Source organism: Rhizobium leguminosarum, assembly GCF_019798305.1.
In the GTDB taxonomy this organism is placed as follows: Bacteria; Pseudomonadota; Alphaproteobacteria; order Rhizobiales; family Rhizobiaceae; genus Rhizobium; species Rhizobium leguminosarum_U.
Window position 1 is genome coordinate 194,371 of the sequence record NZ_JAAXDD010000002.1, and the last position, 15,139, is coordinate 209,509.

The 15,139-nt window shown below is 61.5% G+C and carries 18 protein-coding genes and 1 pseudogene; 11 read left to right on the forward strand and 8 right to left on the reverse strand.

Annotated elements, in window-relative coordinates:
- Positions 1 to 334: 334 nt before the first annotated feature.
- The 3 genes from HFO99_RS04305 (at position 335) to HFO99_RS04315 (ending at position 1,900) form a co-directional block, all read left to right on the forward strand.
- Positions 335 to 1,171: an alpha/beta fold hydrolase gene (locus HFO99_RS04305; protein WP_222359507.1), complete on the forward strand. Its 837-nt coding sequence runs from the start codon at positions 335 to 337 to the stop codon at positions 1,169 to 1,171.
- Positions 1,172 to 1,258: 87 nt separating this feature from the next.
- Positions 1,259 to 1,495, forward strand: coding sequence for a hypothetical protein (locus HFO99_RS04310; protein ID WP_222249966.1), 237 nt, complete (start codon positions 1,259 to 1,261; stop codon positions 1,493 to 1,495).
- A gap of 195 nt (positions 1,496 to 1,690) precedes the next feature.
- Positions 1,691 to 1,900 (forward strand): hypothetical protein, encoded by a 210-nt coding sequence (locus HFO99_RS04315; protein WP_222249965.1) that lies wholly within the window; start codon positions 1,691 to 1,693, stop codon positions 1,898 to 1,900.
- Between the two features lie 303 nt (positions 1,901 to 2,203).
- Here the strand turns inward: HFO99_RS04315 and HFO99_RS04320 are convergent, their stop codons facing one another.
- Complete coding sequence (locus HFO99_RS04320) at positions 2,204 to 3,112, reverse strand: hypothetical protein (RefSeq protein WP_222359509.1); 909 nt, start codon at positions 3,110 to 3,112, stop codon at positions 2,204 to 2,206.
- 181 nt (positions 3,113 to 3,293) lie between these two features.
- Between HFO99_RS04320 and HFO99_RS04325 the strand changes: the two genes are divergently transcribed.
- Positions 3,294 to 3,806: a BA14K family protein gene (locus HFO99_RS04325; protein WP_222331722.1), complete on the forward strand. Its 513-nt coding sequence runs from the start codon at positions 3,294 to 3,296 to the stop codon at positions 3,804 to 3,806.
- Positions 3,807 to 3,958: 152 nt separating this feature from the next.
- Positions 3,959 to 4,549: a GNAT family N-acetyltransferase gene (locus tag HFO99_RS04330; protein ID WP_222359511.1), complete on the forward strand. Its 591-nt coding sequence runs from the start codon at positions 3,959 to 3,961 to the stop codon at positions 4,547 to 4,549.
- A gap of 131 nt (positions 4,550 to 4,680) precedes the next feature.
- Here HFO99_RS04330 and HFO99_RS04335 read toward each other — a convergent pair whose 3' ends face one another.
- From HFO99_RS04335 to HFO99_RS04345, 3 genes are all read right to left on the reverse strand, one after another.
- A complete protein-coding gene (locus HFO99_RS04335; RefSeq protein WP_261322989.1) occupies positions 4,681 to 5,613 on the reverse strand; it encodes a DUF3313 domain-containing protein in 933 nt (310 codons plus the stop codon).
- A 74-nt stretch (positions 5,614 to 5,687) separates the two neighbouring features.
- Positions 5,688 to 7,040: a sensor histidine kinase gene (locus HFO99_RS04340; protein WP_222359515.1), complete on the reverse strand. Its 1,353-nt coding sequence runs from the start codon at positions 7,038 to 7,040 to the stop codon at positions 5,688 to 5,690.
- Entirely contained in the window at positions 7,040 to 7,711 is a 672-nt protein-coding gene (locus HFO99_RS04345; RefSeq protein WP_222359517.1) for a response regulator transcription factor, read from the reverse strand. Before HFO99_RS04345 ends, HFO99_RS04340 begins: the two co-directional genes overlap by 1 nt.
- Positions 7,712 to 7,850: 139 nt before the next feature.
- On the opposite strand from HFO99_RS04345, the gene HFO99_RS04350 reads away from it, so the two are divergent.
- Positions 7,851 to 7,997 (forward strand): hypothetical protein, encoded by a 147-nt coding sequence (locus HFO99_RS04350; RefSeq protein ID WP_196767192.1) that lies wholly within the window; start codon positions 7,851 to 7,853, stop codon positions 7,995 to 7,997.
- Between the two features lie 15 nt (positions 7,998 to 8,012).
- Here the strand turns inward: HFO99_RS04350 and HFO99_RS04355 are convergent, their stop codons facing one another.
- A complete protein-coding gene (locus HFO99_RS04355; RefSeq protein ID WP_222359519.1) occupies positions 8,013 to 8,555 on the reverse strand; it encodes an NADPH-dependent FMN reductase in 543 nt (180 codons plus the stop codon).
- 159 nt (positions 8,556 to 8,714) lie between these two features.
- Here HFO99_RS04355 and HFO99_RS04360 point away from each other — a divergent pair, with 159 nt between their 5' ends.
- From HFO99_RS04360 to HFO99_RS04370, 3 genes are read left to right on the forward strand one after another with little or no spacing between them, the layout of a single operon-like run.
- The gene (locus HFO99_RS04360; protein ID WP_222359521.1) at positions 8,715 to 9,716 is read left to right on the forward strand and encodes an ATP-binding cassette domain-containing protein; all 1,002 of its coding nucleotides are present in this window, start codon (positions 8,715 to 8,717) and stop codon (positions 9,714 to 9,716) included.
- On the forward strand, positions 9,713 to 10,513 hold the full coding sequence (locus tag HFO99_RS04365) for an ABC transporter permease (RefSeq protein ID WP_222359523.1): 801 nt from the start codon (positions 9,713 to 9,715) through the stop codon (positions 10,511 to 10,513). Before HFO99_RS04360 ends, HFO99_RS04365 begins: the two co-directional genes overlap by 4 nt.
- Before the next feature lie 2 nt (positions 10,514 to 10,515).
- Positions 10,516 to 11,319 carry an ABC transporter permease gene (locus tag HFO99_RS04370; protein WP_222359526.1) on the forward strand — a complete coding sequence of 268 codons (804 nt, stop codon included), beginning with the start codon at positions 10,516 to 10,518 and terminating at the stop codon, positions 11,317 to 11,319.
- Between the two features lie 25 nt (positions 11,320 to 11,344).
- On the opposite strand, the gene HFO99_RS04375 is transcribed toward HFO99_RS04370, so the two are convergent.
- Positions 11,345 to 11,866 carry a winged helix-turn-helix transcriptional regulator gene (locus HFO99_RS04375; protein WP_222359528.1) on the reverse strand — a complete coding sequence of 174 codons (522 nt, stop codon included), beginning with the start codon at positions 11,864 to 11,866 and terminating at the stop codon, positions 11,345 to 11,347.
- Between the two features lie 121 nt (positions 11,867 to 11,987).
- On the opposite strand from HFO99_RS04375, the pseudogene HFO99_RS33285 reads away from it, so the two are divergent.
- Positions 11,988 to 12,071, forward strand: a pseudogene (locus tag HFO99_RS33285) (O-methyltransferase); the annotation flags it as partial.
- Positions 12,072 to 12,138: 67 nt separating this feature from the next.
- Here HFO99_RS33285 and HFO99_RS04380 read toward each other — a convergent pair.
- Positions 12,139 to 12,756, reverse strand: a complete 618-nt coding sequence (locus tag HFO99_RS04380) for a TetR/AcrR family transcriptional regulator (protein WP_222359529.1) — start codon at positions 12,754 to 12,756, stop codon at positions 12,139 to 12,141.
- Between the two features lie 138 nt (positions 12,757 to 12,894).
- Between HFO99_RS04380 and HFO99_RS04385 the strand changes: the two genes are divergently transcribed.
- On the forward strand, positions 12,895 to 13,926 hold the full coding sequence (locus HFO99_RS04385; RefSeq protein WP_222359531.1) for an aldo/keto reductase: 1,032 nt from the start codon (positions 12,895 to 12,897) through the stop codon (positions 13,924 to 13,926).
- 301 nt (positions 13,927 to 14,227) lie between these two features.
- Here HFO99_RS04385 and HFO99_RS04390 read toward each other — a convergent pair whose 3' ends face one another.
- Positions 14,228 to 15,103 carry a bifunctional helix-turn-helix transcriptional regulator/GNAT family N-acetyltransferase gene (locus HFO99_RS04390; protein WP_222359533.1) on the reverse strand — a complete coding sequence of 292 codons (876 nt, stop codon included), beginning with the start codon at positions 15,101 to 15,103 and terminating at the stop codon, positions 14,228 to 14,230.
- Positions 15,104 to 15,139 lie beyond the last annotated feature (36 nt).

Below are 15,139 nucleotides of genomic sequence, written 5' to 3' on the forward strand. Positions count from 1 at the left end.
GTTAAATCAGTCCCTTCGCTACGCCCCTGACGAACTAGCCTGAGACGGCCAACAGCCAAGATACTGTGGATCAAAAGAATGTTTGCAGCGCAAAGCAGCCATGCGAAATGGGCGGGTTCACACCCATCCTCGTGGAAACATACAAACGTTTGTCATATCAATAGAATAGAAAGAGGCATTCGATAAGCACATCAACATATTCGGGTTGATCAGACGCGACCTTCTCGCCCCTAGCCCCCGGCCCAGCGGCGCTCGTGGTTTTGTCAATTCTGCAGGCAACAGCGCAAACTTCTGAACGCATTAATCCAACCAACCCCACCAACGGAGCCAAAAGATGAGCACGGTTACCACCAAGGACGGCGTCGAGATCTTCTACAAAGATTGGGGGCCGAAGACTGCCCAGCCGATCATGTTCCATCACGGCTGGCCGCTATGCTCCGACGACTGGGACGCCCAGATGCTGTTCTTCCTTGAGAAGGGCTACCGGGTCGTCGCCCATGACCGGCGCGGCCACGGCCGCTCGACCCAGGTGGGCGACGGTCATGATATGGACCATTACGCCGCCGATGCCGCAGCCGTCGTCGAGCATCTCGATCTCAGGAACACCGTTCATGTCGGCCACTCCACCGGCGGTGGCGAAGCGACCCACTACGTCGCCCGCCACGGCCAGCCTCAGGGCCGCGTCGCCAAGCTCGTCATCATCGGCGCCGTGCCGCCCATCATGGTCAAATCGGATGCCAATCCCGGCGGCCTGCCGATCGAGGTCTTCGATGGCCTGCGCAAGCAGCTCGCCGACAATCGCGCACAGTTCTATCACGACCTGCCGGCCGGTCCGTTCTACAGCTTCAATCGGCCGGGCGCGAAGGTCCTGGAACCGGTCATCAACAATTGGTGGCGCCAAGGCATGATCGGCGGCGCCAAGGCGCATTACGACGGCATCAAGGCCTTTTCGGAGACCGACTTCACAGAAGACCTGAAGATCATCACCGTGCCGACCTTCGTCATGCACGGCGATGACGACCAGATCGTGCCGATCGCCGACTCCGCCCTGCTCTCGTCCAAGCTCCTGCAGAATGCCACGCTGAAGGTTTACGAGAAATTCCCGCACGGCATGTGCACCACCCATGCCGACATCATAAATCCCGACATCCTCGCCTTCATAAAAGGCTGATCCGCAATGTTGCCGGGCGCCGACGAGGCGCCCGGTTGCTATTATGGCTGTGACTCCAGACGTAGGCACGCCGGCCATGTCGATCGATTGACAGCCAGTGACGCATTTTCCCATGAAACCGTTTTCGCCGATTTGCGTTTAGCGGCCATGAAAAGAGAACGTGAACCCTCATCAAAGGCTTACCGGCAGGATCGTTTCGAAAACACCGAGCGAGCCGCCAAGGAAACCATCGAGGCCGAGCAGCAGGCCCGTCGCGAAAAAACCAAGCGGCTGAAAGAGCTGCGCCTGGCGCAACAAAGCGGCCAGGGTCCCGCAACCAAGTAGATCTCACGCTCGCACCATGCGTTCGGCCGATGACTTGATCGGTCTCATCTCGTGCCGCCGACCGCGCCCGTATCTTCCCGCGCGGTCAAAATTGTTTTTGAATTTCCGACCTTCGCCCATCTTGCAGAGCAAAGATCGCGAAATTATCTTTTTTCCACGAAAGCGATTCACGGCATCCAAAAAGGGCAGATTGCGATGTCAGACAAGCTGTTTAGCACACGTGACGAACCGCTCGCCTCCGAAGATCTGCACGTCTGCAGACGTGTCCACGAAGCCCTCTGTAGTAGGCTAAAGATCGACAGATCAGGCAAGGAGGCCGACCGTCTTGGCGCCCTCATAATCGAGCTTTACCGCCAGGGTGTGCATGACGAAAGCCAGCTCCGACTGCTGGCCGGCGGAAGGTGAGCCTGATAACGCGCCTTCATGTTCAAAAGACCTTTCACCAATCCCGTCCGCTCGCCAATGCCTTAGCCACGGACCTGGCCGGCACCTGCGCCGTCCGGTGAGGGCCAGCAGGCTGTCGTAGCGGCGAGTTCGAGCGGGCCGACATACATACGCAACGCCCGGCAACGAAGCCGGGGTCTGAAGCCCGCGGGCAGTTGCACGGCGGCAGTGGTGACACAGTGTATGTCGCCAACGACAAGCAGCATTGCCCCGTCGTCGGAGGGGCAATGAATTCGGCAAATCCCGAAGGTTCCTCAAGGAGGATTACGGGCTCGTTGTCGTCTTGGTGCTTGTGGCAGAGGTCTCGGTTTCGTCAACACTTTGGGCGGCTTCAGTGGTGTCCGCTGTGCCTTCCATTCCAGGCTCAGAGGTTTCCTCAGCCGCGACCGGGTCTGTCGTCGCGCTCCCGTCGGCCGTCTCGCCGATCGCTGTCTCGGTCTCTGCTGCCGGGATTTCCGGTGTCGGGGCGGCCGCCGCCAAGGCGTCTCTCATCTGGTCGATCGTCCCGACAGCTGTTCCGACACCGAGCGTCTCCTGTGCCCAGCCCAAAGCCTCCGGCGTGACCGTGCCTGTTTTGGTTGCGGCGGCCAGCGCCGCAGTCAGGGCGGCATCGCCCAATAGCGGATCGTCGGCCGGTGGCGCTACTCCGTTTGTGAGTTCATATTGAGCGTACGCCGTGCTGAACGCGGCAATCGCGGCCATCCGAGGATCGGCCGTTTTCATGAGAGCATGGAAGTTGCGCTTCAGCGAATTGAGACCGGCGAGCTCTGCTGCTGGCTTCTTTGCTGGTTTTATCGCAGGCGCTTTGGCGATGGTCGTCTTTTTGGACGTGCCCTTCGTACTGACAGTCTGCTTGGCCGATTTCGTCTTGGCGGCCTTGCCCGTGCTTCCGGTCCGGCCATTTTCTGTCTTCCCCCTCGAGCTGGCGCCGCCCTTTCCGCCGCCGCTATTGCTGCTGCCGCCTCCATGACCTCCGCCGCTGTTTCCGCCGCCGTGGCCACCACCACCGCCACCACCAGCGCCACCGCCACCGCCACCGTTGCCACCACCATTGCCGCCGCCGTTGCCGCCCTTGGCGAAAGCAGGCGACAAATCGGTGAAGATGATGTTGAAAGGTGCAATCGCCAAGCTCATCGAGAGACAGAGAACACCGAAAATTCTGGAGAGCCGCATGCTAATCCTTCCGACATGCACAGGAGTGCTGCTACATCTCGGTCATTGATGCAGCCCATCCATAAAGATCTAATTGACCATCTACTTTCAATTTGAACTTGTTGCTGAATTTCTCAAAATGAACCATTCCCCTTCCCCTGCGTTATGCCCTTGATACATTCGTTTACCCAAGGTGAGTGAAATGAACAGAATCGCCATCATTGCCCTGTCGATAGCGACGGCCTTCTCCGGAACGCCGGCCTCGGCAGGCCCGGCCTTCATGCCGAGCCCGGTGCAATCGGCGCAGCTGGCGCCTCAAAGCACCGATGCCCGCGTCATGACCGTTGGCTGCAATAACTTCACCAACTGCCCGGGTCAGTTCGGCAATAATCGCATTTGGTATCGCAACCGCCACCACTATCGCAACCGAGACTACTACCGCGACCGGGACTACTACCGCGACCGGGACTACTACCGCGACGACCGCTATGGCTGGGATCGGCGCTATGATCGCCGGTATCGCCGTTATGACAACACCGGCGCCATCATCGGCGGCCTGGCGGCCGGCGCCATTATCGGCGGCATCATCGCTTCGCAGCCGCGCGCACGTGCCTATGGTTCGCACGCCGACTATTGCTACAGCCGCTACCGGTCATACCGCGCCTATGACAATACCTACCAGCCGAATTACGGCCCGCGCCGCCAGTGCCAGTAATTCGGCTCGTCCATCGGAGCAAGCCTCGCATGAAGATGCGGGGCTTTTTTTTGATGGCAGAAATCCCGTTGCACGGCTTCCAATCGCCGGTCGGGCGTGCTTGTCTGCACGGCCAAGATTGGTCGGCTAGGCGACACGAAACTGGGTGCGAAATGACATCTGGAGATCCAGCAAAGCCCGGCACCCGCATCGTCCTGCTTCCCCCTGATCTGGAAAACCTGTCGGGTTTTGAAGCGGCGCTCGCCGCCGGCTGGTCTCCCGATCCGCGCCGCGCGGGCGATGAAGCCTATGTTCACGGTGAGCTTCAGCGGCTGCGCCAGGACAGATCAAGGTTTCTCGGCGATCTCATTCCTGATGGCAGGCGGCGCGCCGGATCCGGACCGCCGCCTCTCACCACCCGTCTGTTCTGGATCTGGGACGGCGAATTCTGCGGCAGCATCAGCCTGCGCTTTCAAGCGGGCAGCGAGGAGCTGCCGCCCGAGCTGCCGGGCCATGTAGGCTACTCCGTCGTGCCGTGGAAACAACCCGATGGCCGCGCGACGGCCGCCCTGAGCCTTTTGCTAACCGTTGCGGCGAAGGAAGGCCTCGACCGCCTCGTCACCCTCTGCAACGAGGACAACGATGCCTCGCGGCAGGTGATCGAACGCAATGGCGGCGAATTGTTCATGCGCGGCCCGCATCCCTCCGACAGACCTGATCAGATCAAATTGTATTTCTGGCTGACGCCCGGAACCGCCGGCTGACGTGAAGCGCGACGGATTTCAAGACGGACGGAGCAAAGCCTTGCCTGCCTTTGCTCCGTCCGTCCCGTCAGCCTGGGGCGAGGCTGAGTGCTGGTCGCGCGGCAGCTGTCGGCGTCGCCGCGCATCACCTCCTAATAGGTCGCCGCTGGTTTTGGCTTCTTCTCGGTCCACTGCGGCGGCGCGCCGTATTTGGCGGCCACGGCCCCCATCAGTCCGGGCGGCCGGCCGAAGGCGTCGCAGGCGGCGTATTTCGGTTTGCCGCCGAGCCAGGATTTCATCCGCTGCCCTGAGGGCAGCGAGATATCCAATCCCTTCGGCTCCTTGCCTTTGATCAGCATGCGGGAAAACTCGCTGCTGAATTTAGAAGCCAGGCTATAGGCATCGCCGACTTCGGAAACGCGGGGGTTATTCTGCAGCGAGTTTGCCCCGCGCGACCAGACGATTGCAGCCCGCTGCACGCCACCGCTGTCGACGGCCTCCGCCTCGACCGCCAGTCCGCCAAGGCCGGCCGGCAGCCGCGGCACGCTGACGGGCAGTACGAAACCGGTGCCGACGGTCACGACGGTCGAAACACCCGCCATCGCCTTGTTGGTCGGCACGATGTCGGTGACGACCGAGCGGATTGTCAGGTCCGCCGGCTGACCGGCAGAGACCAGCTGATATTTGTCGCTGAGCGAAATGCAGAGCGCCCGGTCCAGCGCGTTCGCCACCATCACACGGTCGGCGTCGGATCTGACGCGGGTCGCGGCGCTGAAGGCGAAGGTCGTCGGCACGATGCTCACCGTCTTTGCCGGGCTAAGGCGCGGCCCGTCGACATAGACGCGCGATTTCGACAGCTTGCCCTTCGGCGCGCCGAGATTGCCGTAGGAGGAAAGCGTGCCGGCCTCCTTTAGCGGCACCGAGCTGCACCCGGCCGCGGCCATGGCGAGCGCCACCGGCAGAGCAAGGGACAAGCCTCTCGACGCCACAGGGAAGGAAAATAGGAATGGATTGCTGCGCACGCTGTCTGGCCTCCGTCGCCGATGAACTCGGGCGAAAGTGGCGGTCGACAATTGCCGCAACATTACAGATCCAGAGCCTTTCCTGATCAGAACCAGGAAAGGCTCGGGGGCGGATACTGCTCAAGCAGGCCCGACCTTTATGCGAGTTCGATCGTCACCCGCGTCCCTGCAGCACTGCTCTCGATGCTAACCTCGCCGCCATGATTTGCGACGATCTGCTTGACGAGGCTGAGGCCGAGACCGGCGCCCTTGCTCTTCGGGGTGACGCGATAGAAGGGCTCGAAAACCAGTTCCCGGTGTTCAGTCGGAATGCCCGGCCCTTCGTCGGTGACCGTGATCCGCTCGCCGCCGGAAGGTGAACCCGACACAGAAACCGCGATCATGCCGCTGTTGCCTCCGTGGTCGATGGCATTGCGCACGAGGTTGCTCACCGCCCTCGGTAGCGCCGACGGGCTGCCTTTGCGTTCGAGCCTCTCGACCTCGCTTTGAAACGAAATTTGGTAGCCGGCGACAATCGCCAGCGGCGCGAGATCGGCAACCGTCATTCGGGCGATCTCGACGAGATCGACCGGTTCGTCGAGGTCAGCCGCCTGATCGTTGCGCTCGAAATCGAGCAGTTGCTCGGCCGCCTGCCCAAGCCGCGCCACGTCATCGAGCAGCCGCTGCCGCTCGCGCCCGTCGGGCATGCCGTCGATCCGCGTCTGCATGATGGCGATCGGGGTCCGGAGCTCATGCGCCGCGTCGAGCAGGAAGCGCTGACGTTTCTTAAACTCGTTCTCAAGCCGCTCAAGCGTTCCGTTAAAAGCAATCACCAATGGTGCGATTTCCGCGGGAATACCATCCACCGGCAATCGGGCTCCTTGCCGGCGGGGTTCGATTTCCGATGCCTTGCTCGCAATATCCTTCACGCCGGCCAAAGCGCGCGCCACGACGCGGGGGATCGTTAGAAAAACCCCGGGCAAAGCGATGGCCAAAAGTGGTGTGTAAATGAGGTAGGTTTTGCCGAGTATTGCCAGAAATGCGGAGCTTCTGCTGGCGTTTCCGCCGTACATCACTCTGTACTCGCCTTCTGCCGTGTCGACACGGTCGATGGAGGCGACCTCGGTCGTACCAGACGCCCCTCGTATGTCGGCGTCTTTGATGAGGTAGACGTACCGGGCTAGGTCCGCATAGGGCGCCGGTATTACGCCGTAGGAGGCCGTTTCACCACTTGGTGTTGCGACGAAAAACCAGAGCCTGTTGTTCTCCGCCTTCAAAGACCTGAGACGCGGGCCATCAGCTATGGCGATCCTGCCCTGCGAGTCACGCATAAGAGCTTCTTCGAGGGCCGCAGTCAGCTGAGCCTGCATTCCTTCATTGGGCGAGAGGATGCTGGTGGCGTAAATGCAAAGCCCGATGATCACAGTCGCAACAACAGCCACGAAAACGATACTGAGCTGCCAGCTGAGCGTCCACCAGAGTGAAAGGTTCGACTTGGTCGCCGCGCGCATCACTCCTCCTTCATGAGATAGCCGACGCCACGGATATTATGGATCGCGACGCCGGCGCCTGCATCGATCAGCCGCTTGCGCAGCCGCGAAATATGCGCGTCGAGCGCATTCGACTGGATTTCCTCCTCGTAGTTATAAACCGCCGCCTCCAGCGTCGAGCGCAGCACGGTCTTCTCTATGCGCCTGGCAAGGGCTGCCAGCACCAGAAGTTCGCGCCGGGGCAGATCGAGCGGCACAGCATCGACGGTGACGCTCAGATGCAGCGGGTCGATCACCATCCGCCCGGCCGTGATCTTGAGTTCGGCCAGTTCAGGCGATCGCCGCAGCACGGCCCTGAGCCGCGCCATCAGCTCCTCGACCAGGAACGGCTTGCCGAGATAATCGTCCGCCCCGAGGTCGAGGCCCTCGATCCGCTCCTTCGGTTCGTTCAGCGCCGTCATCACGATGATCGGCGTATCCTTCCCCGTTAGCCTGAGCTCGGGAATGAAGCTCAGCCCCTCTCCGTCGGGCAGGCGCCGGTCGAGCAGGATCGCGTCGTAGAGGTTCTGCCGCGTCAGCTCGACGGCGTCGGCCAGAATCACCGTGTGGTCGGTGACGATCCCATGTTTGCCGAGAGCGGCCGACAGCGCCTCGGCCAGCTCCCTCTCATCCTCTATCAGCAGTATCCGCATCGCTTGTCCATTGTCTCGCACTCCCCTCTGTCCGCCACAAGGGTTGCGGCAGCATTGCGGAGCTTGCAAGGCAGCCGGTCATGCTGCCGCAATTGTTGAGGTCCAGCACAAAGAATATTCGCGGCAGCTGGAGATCAAGATGATCCGACCTATCCTCCGTCTTCTGACGAGACACTTCCTCTCCGCCTTCATCCTCGCCGCGCTGCTCGCAGCCCCGCTCGTCATTCTGCACACGCTTCACGAAAAGACGACGTTCGAGAACGGCCTCCTGATAGATGTGCGATGATGCTGCGAGCGGACCTCAGGCGATTTTGCTGTCTGCCATGCAATAGGCCGAGAATGCCTGGAGATAGGCCTGGACCCTGGAACGGTTCTCCGCTGCCTCGACCGCCTTGAACACCTCGGCCGGCTCCAGTTTCATGAGAGGAAGCCTGAGGAAAATATCGCCCGCGAACCGGTCGGTGATGGTCGCAAGGATAGTGCGAAGGCCCGCCAGCATATCATCACCTCGATGCGATGCGTGCAGAAGGGCGATCGGCTTATGGACGATCTCATCTCCCGATACGAGCCAGTCGATCGCATTCTTGAGGCCGCCGGGGATGGATCGGACATATTCCGGGCTGGTAATGATCATCCCGTCGCTCTGAGCGATCACATCGATGAAATCCCGCACCGACTCCGGTAGCCATTCTCCCTCGAGATCCGGCGAGAATACCGGCAACCGCCCGACGCCGTCGAAGATCGAAACCTCGATATCGCTAGGCGCTATGGCACGGATCGCCCGCAGCATAGCCGTGTTGGTGGAATTGAGCCGAGCGCTGCCGGATATTGCGAGAATCTTCATGACCCTAACAAATCGATTGATCATGGCTGTCAACGCAAAAGGCTAGGCTCGGTGCGATTGAGTTGTGCCAAAAAAGCGACTTTTGCTTGAACTGGCCAAGCCCCGCGTTAGCCTGGATGCTGCTGCCGAATCGGCTGGAATTACCCTCGAGGAATACACATGACGGCTTTGATCGAGGCGCGGGGCGTCAGCAAACGCTTCCGGCAGCACAAGCGATTTCCGGGCATCCTGGGCGCGCTGAAGACGTTGGTGACCAACGAATATACGGAAGTTCTGGCCGTTTCCGACATTGGTTTCGACATCGCGGCGGGCGAAGCCGTGGGCTATCTCGGCCCCAACGGCGCCGGCAAATCGACGATGATCAAGATGATGACCGGCATCCTGGTGCCGAGCGCCGGCACGCTCTCGGTGCTCGGCCGGACACCGCATCTGAAGCGAATGGACAATGCGCGCGAGATCGGCGTCGTTTTCGGCCAGCGCAGCCAGCTGTGGTGGGACCTGCCGCTGGTCGACAGTTTTACCTTGCACCAGCGCATCTATGATATCTCCGTTGCCCGCTATGCGGATAATCTCCGGCGCTTCAGCGAGTTGCTTGATTTGACGCCCTTTCTCGACCGCGCGGTGCGCCAGCTCAGCCTGGGTCAGCGCATGCGCGCCGAGATCGTGATGTCGCTGCTGCACGATCCCAAGATCCTCTTTCTGGACGAACCGACCATCGGGCTTGATGTGGTCGCCAAGGATGCCGTGCGGCGTTTTCTCGCCGAGATCAACCGCGAGCGCGGCGTCACCATCATCCTCACCACCCATGACCTGCAGGACATCGAGACCATCTGCCCGCGGCTGATCATGGTCGATCATAGCAGGCTCATCTTCGACGGTGAGTTGAAAAGCCTGCGCGCGGCATTGGGCTCGGCTCGGCGGCTGACACTCGAATTTGCCAACGACCCTGGACCGCTGCCATTGCGCACCGCGGCTCTCGTCAGCGACGAGGGCCTGCGCAAGAACTATCTCATCGAGCGTGAAGACGTATCACTGGTCGCAATCCTGTCGGAGGTCGGCAGCGGGCGCGGCCTCAAGGATGTGGCGCTGCACGAGCCCGACATCGAAGAGGTCATCCGCACCTTCTACCAGCGGCGCAATGCCAAGGCTCTGGCATCATGAGCGCCTATTTCGCCTTCGCGCGCAGTTCCTTCCATTCGCAGCTCGCCTACCGCAACGAAGTATGGGCCAATATCTTCGGCAAACTCGTGCAGGTCTTTGCGCGCGTCGCCATCTGGCAGGCGGCCTATGCCGGCATCGGCGGCATCGTGGTCGACGGCGTCTCCCTGCAGCAGATGGTGACCTATGCGCTGCTCGGCGGCGCGGTGATGGGTGCAACCCGCCCTGAAAGGATCATCGGCGAGATCGGCCGGTCGCTCAAGACAGGCGATATCGCGGTCTGGCTGCTCAAGCCCTTGTCCTATCCGCTCTATCTCTTCGCCAACGAATGCGGCAGCTTCGGTTATCGCCTGATGACCCAGGTCATTCCGACCATCGCCTTTACCGCGTTGTTTTACGGCATGCTGCCGCCGGCAAGCCTGTTCGATGGCCTGATGTTCATCGCCTTCTGGGCGCTGTCCTTTACGCTGCTGTTCCTGATGTCGGCGCTCTTCGGCCTCGTCGCCTTCTGGCTGATGACGAGCTTCTCGCTGGACTGGATCCTGGGCGCCCTGTTGCAATTGTTCTCCGGCCTGCTGGTGCCCTTCTGGTTCTTCCCCGAACCTCTCGCCACGATTGCCCGTCACCTGCCCTTTGCCTGGGTGGTCTATTACCCCAATGCCGTCTATCTCGGCAGGCTTTCCACCGCCGAAGTCTGGCTCCATCTCGGCCTGGGCCTTGCCTGGGCCGCGTTATTCCTTACTGGCGTCCTTTGGCTGTGGCGCTGCGCCTCCGGCCGCATCACCGTGCAGGGAGGTTGATCATGCTCATGCGTCACCTGCGCGTCCTGCAGCTGCTGGTCCGGATGCATGTCCGCTCCCAGATGGAATATCGCGGCGCTTTCTGGCTCGATCGTCTTGCGCAGATCCTTTCCTATGGCAGCGTCTTCGCCACCATCGGCATCCTGGTCGCCCGCTTCGATACGCTTGGCGGCTGGACCTGGCCGGAGCTTGCGCTGCTGTTCAGCTTCCAGCTGCTGGCTTATTCGCTCGGCGCTGCGATGAGCTTCGTGCAGTTGCGCGAACTCGAAGAACTGGTGCGGCTTGGCACTTACGACACGCTGTTGGTCAAGCCTTTCAGCCCCTGGGCCTATCTGGTCTTTTCCGGCCTTAATATCGGCTATGCCGGCCACATCATCCTCGCAGTGGCGCTGATGGCTTGGGCCGTTCTGTCCGTCGAGTTCGCCTGGTCGGCCTGCTCCGCGTCATTCTTCATTGCTGCGCTTATTAGCGCAACGCTGCTGACGGGTGCGCTCATCACCATGATCGGCGCCACGGCATTGATCTGGGTGCGGTCCAACCATCTGTTCTCGATCTTCTTCGGCTTTTGGGAATTGACGCGCTACCCGCTCAATATTTTTCCGGGCGGCATCCAGACCATCCTCATCACCGCGGTCCCGTTGGCCCTCACCAGCTCGGTCCCCGTCGGCGCTCTGCTTGGCAAACCCATCCCGATCCTCGGGGATTGGGCCGGGCCCGTGGCTCTCCTTGCCGGCCCGATCTGGATGTTGATAGCAATCGCCCACTGGCGGTATGCCACCGGCAAGTACCAGGGCGCCGGCGGCTGATCGGGCGGGCCGACCTCCCTCGTTATCAGGATGCCTGCGACAGCGATCTCGCGCGGACATCGAGGAACGCCGCCGTCAGCTTGGCCAGTACCGGCGAAGTGCATGTACCATTGGCGCCGCCGATTGGATCGATGATGTGGATCTGCCGGAGATCCTCCATGAATTCCTCCCACAGCGGCGGCCCGCCTTCTTCGAGAAGCTGCGCGCGAATGCTCAGCTCCTCGCTCACAGGCATATGTCGCCGCCCCCACGCACCGATCATGGCGAAGACGGGCACCAGCTGGATCGCCGGCTCCGCCAGGCTGTAGATCGCTTTCTGACTGTGGCTCGGGTCGTCCCGCTTGCTGATGAATCCGAGCGAGAGCAGACGCTTCAGCCTGGCGGCCAGAATGTTGGAGGCAATCCCCTCCTCCGAATGGGTCAGAAGATCGCGGAAATGGCGGCGGTTGCCGAACATGATGTCCCTGATGATGATGAGGCTCCACCGATCGCCCAGCACTTCCATCGTCAGGTTGATCGGGCAACCCGACCGCAGTTCAATATCCACGAATTCTCTCCTTAAAACTGGTTGCAATATAGGATCACTTATGCGTCAACGCAACTAGTTTCGGTCCGCAATCAGATGGAGGAGAGCAACATGCCTGCCAGGGGCTGTAAGTTTTGGGAGTTACCTCGCCCGCGTGCGCTCGCCTGCAGCCGGCTACCTCTCAATGCCATTCGAAGAGGATATCGAGCTGTCGATGCGGACCTGATGACGCCAAGCCGTTGCCCGGCCGCGCGCGTGCCGATCGGGCAACGGCGCGTTCTATTGTCGGAGCGTTACCGCTGTACAGCGCCGTAGCGTAGCCCGTCGACCAGCAAGGAAACCATACGCCGGGCTTGTTCGGGCCCTTGGGCGTAGGCATGCATGCTGAGGCTTGCGGCCGCATTCAAAAGATCCTCGGCGGCGATATCGGTGCGGACCTCGCCGGCGGCAGCGGCGGCGTCGAGAAGCGAGCGAAGGGCCGGCTGCAGCCGTTGCTGGAAGTAGGCGGGCAAGGCATCGAAGGCTGGGTTGCCGGAGTGCAGGGCCGCCGCAAGCCCGCGCTTGGCCGCGATGAAATCCACGAAACGCTGCATCCATCTGGCCAGCGCTTCGCCCGGCGCATGTTCGGCGGCAAGGATCGGCGCGGCGTCGGCGCAGGCATCGATTTCGCGGCGGAAGACGGCGACGACGAGGTCGGAACGCTCGGGAAAATGCCGGTAAACGGTGCCGATGCCGACACCGGCCTTCTCCGCGATCTCACGCACCGGGGCGTCGACGCCGGAGGTCGCAAACACCGTCAATGCCGCCTGAAGCAGCCCGTCGAGATTGCGCTTGGCGTCGGCGCGCACGCGCCTGTCCGCCCTTTCCCCGGGCTTCAAGCCGTCTTCCTGCGCTTTTCTCGCGTCGCTCATTATTCACTCACTTGCAAAACGGAACATTGTTCCGTATATAAACGGAATAAGGTTCCGTTTATGCAAGTTAACATAGCGCGACGGTGTTGGCCACATCGATGCGCACGAAGTCCGCCTCCACAATAAAAGGAACAGACCATGCAATATCGCACGTTTGGAAGAACCGGAATCAAGGTCAGCCCCTATTGCCTCGGCGCGATGATGTTTGGCGCTGCCGGCAATCCCGACCACGAGGATTCGATCCGAATCATCCACAAGGCTCTCGATGCCGGCATCAACTTCATCGACACCGCCGATATCTACAGCCGCGGCGAATCCGAGGAGATCGTCGGCAAGGCGCTCAAGGGCCGGCGCGACGACGTCGTGCTTGCCACCAAGGCACATCTGCCGATGGGCGACGACCCGAACCGGCAGGGCAATTCGCGCCGCTGGTTGACGCGGGCGGTCGAGGATTCGCTCCGCCGCCTGCAGACCGACCATATCGATCTCTACCTGATCCACCGGCCGGCACCCGATACCGACATCGAGGAGACACTATCGGCCCTCACCGACCTGATACAGGCAGGCAAGGTGCGTGCCGTGGGATCGTCGACCTTCCCCATCTCGGAAATTATCGAGGCGCAATGGGTTTCCGAGCGCCGCGGCCTGGCACGTTTCCGCGCCGAGCAGCCGCCCTATTCGATCCTCAACCGCAGTATCGAACGCGAGGTTCTGCCCGCCTGCGAGCGTTACGGAATGGGCGCGATGGTATGGAGCCCGCTGGCGATGGGCATGCTCACCGGCAAATACCGCAAGGGCGCGCCGCAGCCCGACAGCGCCCGCGCCAAACGCTTCCCCAGGCAGATGAACGACGAGCGCCGGCTGGACGCAGTCGAACGGCTCATCCCACTTGCCCAGCAGGCAGGGCTTTCGCTGGCCCACATGGCGATGGCCTTCGCCATCGCCCATCCCGCCGTCACCTCGGCAATCATCGGCCCGCGCACGATGGAGCACTTCGACGATCTGCTTGCCGGCGCGGGGGTGAGTTTGACGGACGAAATCCTCGACCGGATCGACGCGATCGTCCCGCCGGGCACCGACACCGGCCCGTTGGAGGCGGCCTATAACCCGCCTGCGGTAACGCAGCCGAACTTGCGCCGCCGCCCGATAGCGGAGCGCTTTGCCGCCTGATTCTCAGGGGTGAGGCCCGGTCCTGCGAAGCAGGAGTGATCGATCCAGTGTATCGATCGCAGGGCCGAACGCCCGGAGCCTGCGAAGGGCCGGGCAGCGGCGGCGCCTCGCCCTCCCTCATTCCTGTGCCTGTCACAGGAATCCAGCCACGGCGCGTCGGCGCCGTGAATGACTCTCATCCTAGCAACAAACTCTCTCGCGTCCAAGGACTTGGGCGCACTGGATTCCTGTGACGTCCCTCGGGCAAAGCCCGAGGAAGGGAATGACGGAGAAGAGGTGGGCACCTCAAAGCGACCTTCACTTAGAGGCGTTTTTCAAAGAACGTGTCCGGGTATGGGTCGTCATTGAAACGCTCGATCTCACTCCAGCCGGTTCCGCGATAAAGCTGTGTTGCCTCGGACAGCGCGCTATTCGTGTCCAGACGCAGGAGCTTGATGGATAACTCGCGGGCGATGTTCTCGGCGGCCGTCATAAGGCGCGTTGCGAGCCCAAGGCAACGCGCAGACGGGGCGACCCAGAGCCTTTTGATCTCCGCGACCTCGCCGCCATTGCCCTTCAGCCCGACACAGCCGATCGGCAGGCCATCCGACATGGCCACCAGGAACGCACCGCGCGGGCGGATCATATCCTTGGCATCGGGATCGCGAGAAAGCGATACATCGAAACCCTTCTCGAAGCGGCGTGCAAGTTCGCCATAGTATTCGCGCAGACAATAGCTGGCGTCCTCGTGCCGCGGGTCTTTCTCCTCGAGCACGATCTGCTCACGCCTCAGCGAAGAAGCGACGATATCCATGGCGCGCAACAGTTCGTCCGGGCGGCGATGGCGCGCCAGAAACGATTTCGCCTGCGCGTTGGAAAGCGCTTCATAGGCCTGAAACTCGCAATGGCCGGCTTCCGCCAATCGCGCAACGCGGCGGCGCGCGTCCTGAGGGTTCGGCACCGTCTCGATGAGACCTTCCTCTTCCAGACTGCGCAGCAGACGGCTCATCAAGCCGGAGTCGAGACCGAGATAATCGCGGATCACCGCAACATCCGATTGCCCCCGGCCGATCGAATTGAGGACACGGGCAGCGCCCAGCGGACGGCCGCGTCCGAGGAAAGACGTATCGAGAGCGCCGACTTCGGAGGTGACGGCACGGTTGAAGCGTCGGACACGAGAGACAGGATCGTAGGTCATATTGTCTGACTTTAGTCAGATGATTTGATCCTGTCA

Excerpts from the sequence above, each read along its gene's own strand:
- HFO99_RS04305 (WP_222359507.1), top strand. The coding sequence starts at position 335 with ATGAGCACGGTTACCACCAAGGACGGCGTCGAGATCTTCTACAAAGAT.
- HFO99_RS04315 (WP_222249965.1), top strand. The coding sequence starts at position 1,691 with ATGTCAGACAAGCTGTTTAGCACACGTGACGAACCGCTCGCCTCCGAA.
- HFO99_RS04320 (WP_222359509.1), bottom strand. The coding sequence starts at position 3,112 with ATGCGGCTCTCCAGAATTTTCGGTGTTCTCTGTCTCTCGATGAGCTTG.
- HFO99_RS04325 (WP_222331722.1), top strand. The coding sequence starts at position 3,294 with ATGAACAGAATCGCCATCATTGCCCTGTCGATAGCGACGGCCTTCTCC.
- HFO99_RS04330 (WP_222359511.1), top strand. The coding sequence starts at position 3,959 with ATGACATCTGGAGATCCAGCAAAGCCCGGCACCCGCATCGTCCTGCTT.
- HFO99_RS04335 (WP_261322989.1), bottom strand. The coding sequence starts at position 5,613 with ATGTTGCGGCAATTGTCGACCGCCACTTTCGCCCGAGTTCATCGGCGA.
- HFO99_RS04340 (WP_222359515.1), bottom strand. The coding sequence starts at position 7,040 with ATGCGCGCGGCGACCAAGTCGAACCTTTCACTCTGGTGGACGCTCAGC.
- HFO99_RS04345 (WP_222359517.1), bottom strand. The coding sequence starts at position 7,711 with ATGCGGATACTGCTGATAGAGGATGAGAGGGAGCTGGCCGAGGCGCTG.
- HFO99_RS04350 (WP_196767192.1), top strand. The coding sequence starts at position 7,851 with ATGATCCGACCTATCCTCCGTCTTCTGACGAGACACTTCCTCTCCGCC.
- HFO99_RS04355 (WP_222359519.1), bottom strand. The coding sequence starts at position 8,555 with ATGAAGATTCTCGCAATATCCGGCAGCGCTCGGCTCAATTCCACCAAC.
- HFO99_RS04360 (WP_222359521.1), top strand. The coding sequence starts at position 8,715 with ATGACGGCTTTGATCGAGGCGCGGGGCGTCAGCAAACGCTTCCGGCAG.
- HFO99_RS04365 (WP_222359523.1), top strand. The coding sequence starts at position 9,713 with ATGAGCGCCTATTTCGCCTTCGCGCGCAGTTCCTTCCATTCGCAGCTC.
- HFO99_RS04370 (WP_222359526.1), top strand. The coding sequence starts at position 10,516 with ATGCTCATGCGTCACCTGCGCGTCCTGCAGCTGCTGGTCCGGATGCAT.
- HFO99_RS04380 (WP_222359529.1), bottom strand. The coding sequence starts at position 12,756 with ATGAGCGACGCGAGAAAAGCGCAGGAAGACGGCTTGAAGCCCGGGGAA.
- HFO99_RS04385 (WP_222359531.1), top strand. The coding sequence starts at position 12,895 with ATGCAATATCGCACGTTTGGAAGAACCGGAATCAAGGTCAGCCCCTAT.
- HFO99_RS04390 (WP_222359533.1), bottom strand. The coding sequence starts at position 15,103 with ATGACCTACGATCCTGTCTCTCGTGTCCGACGCTTCAACCGTGCCGTC.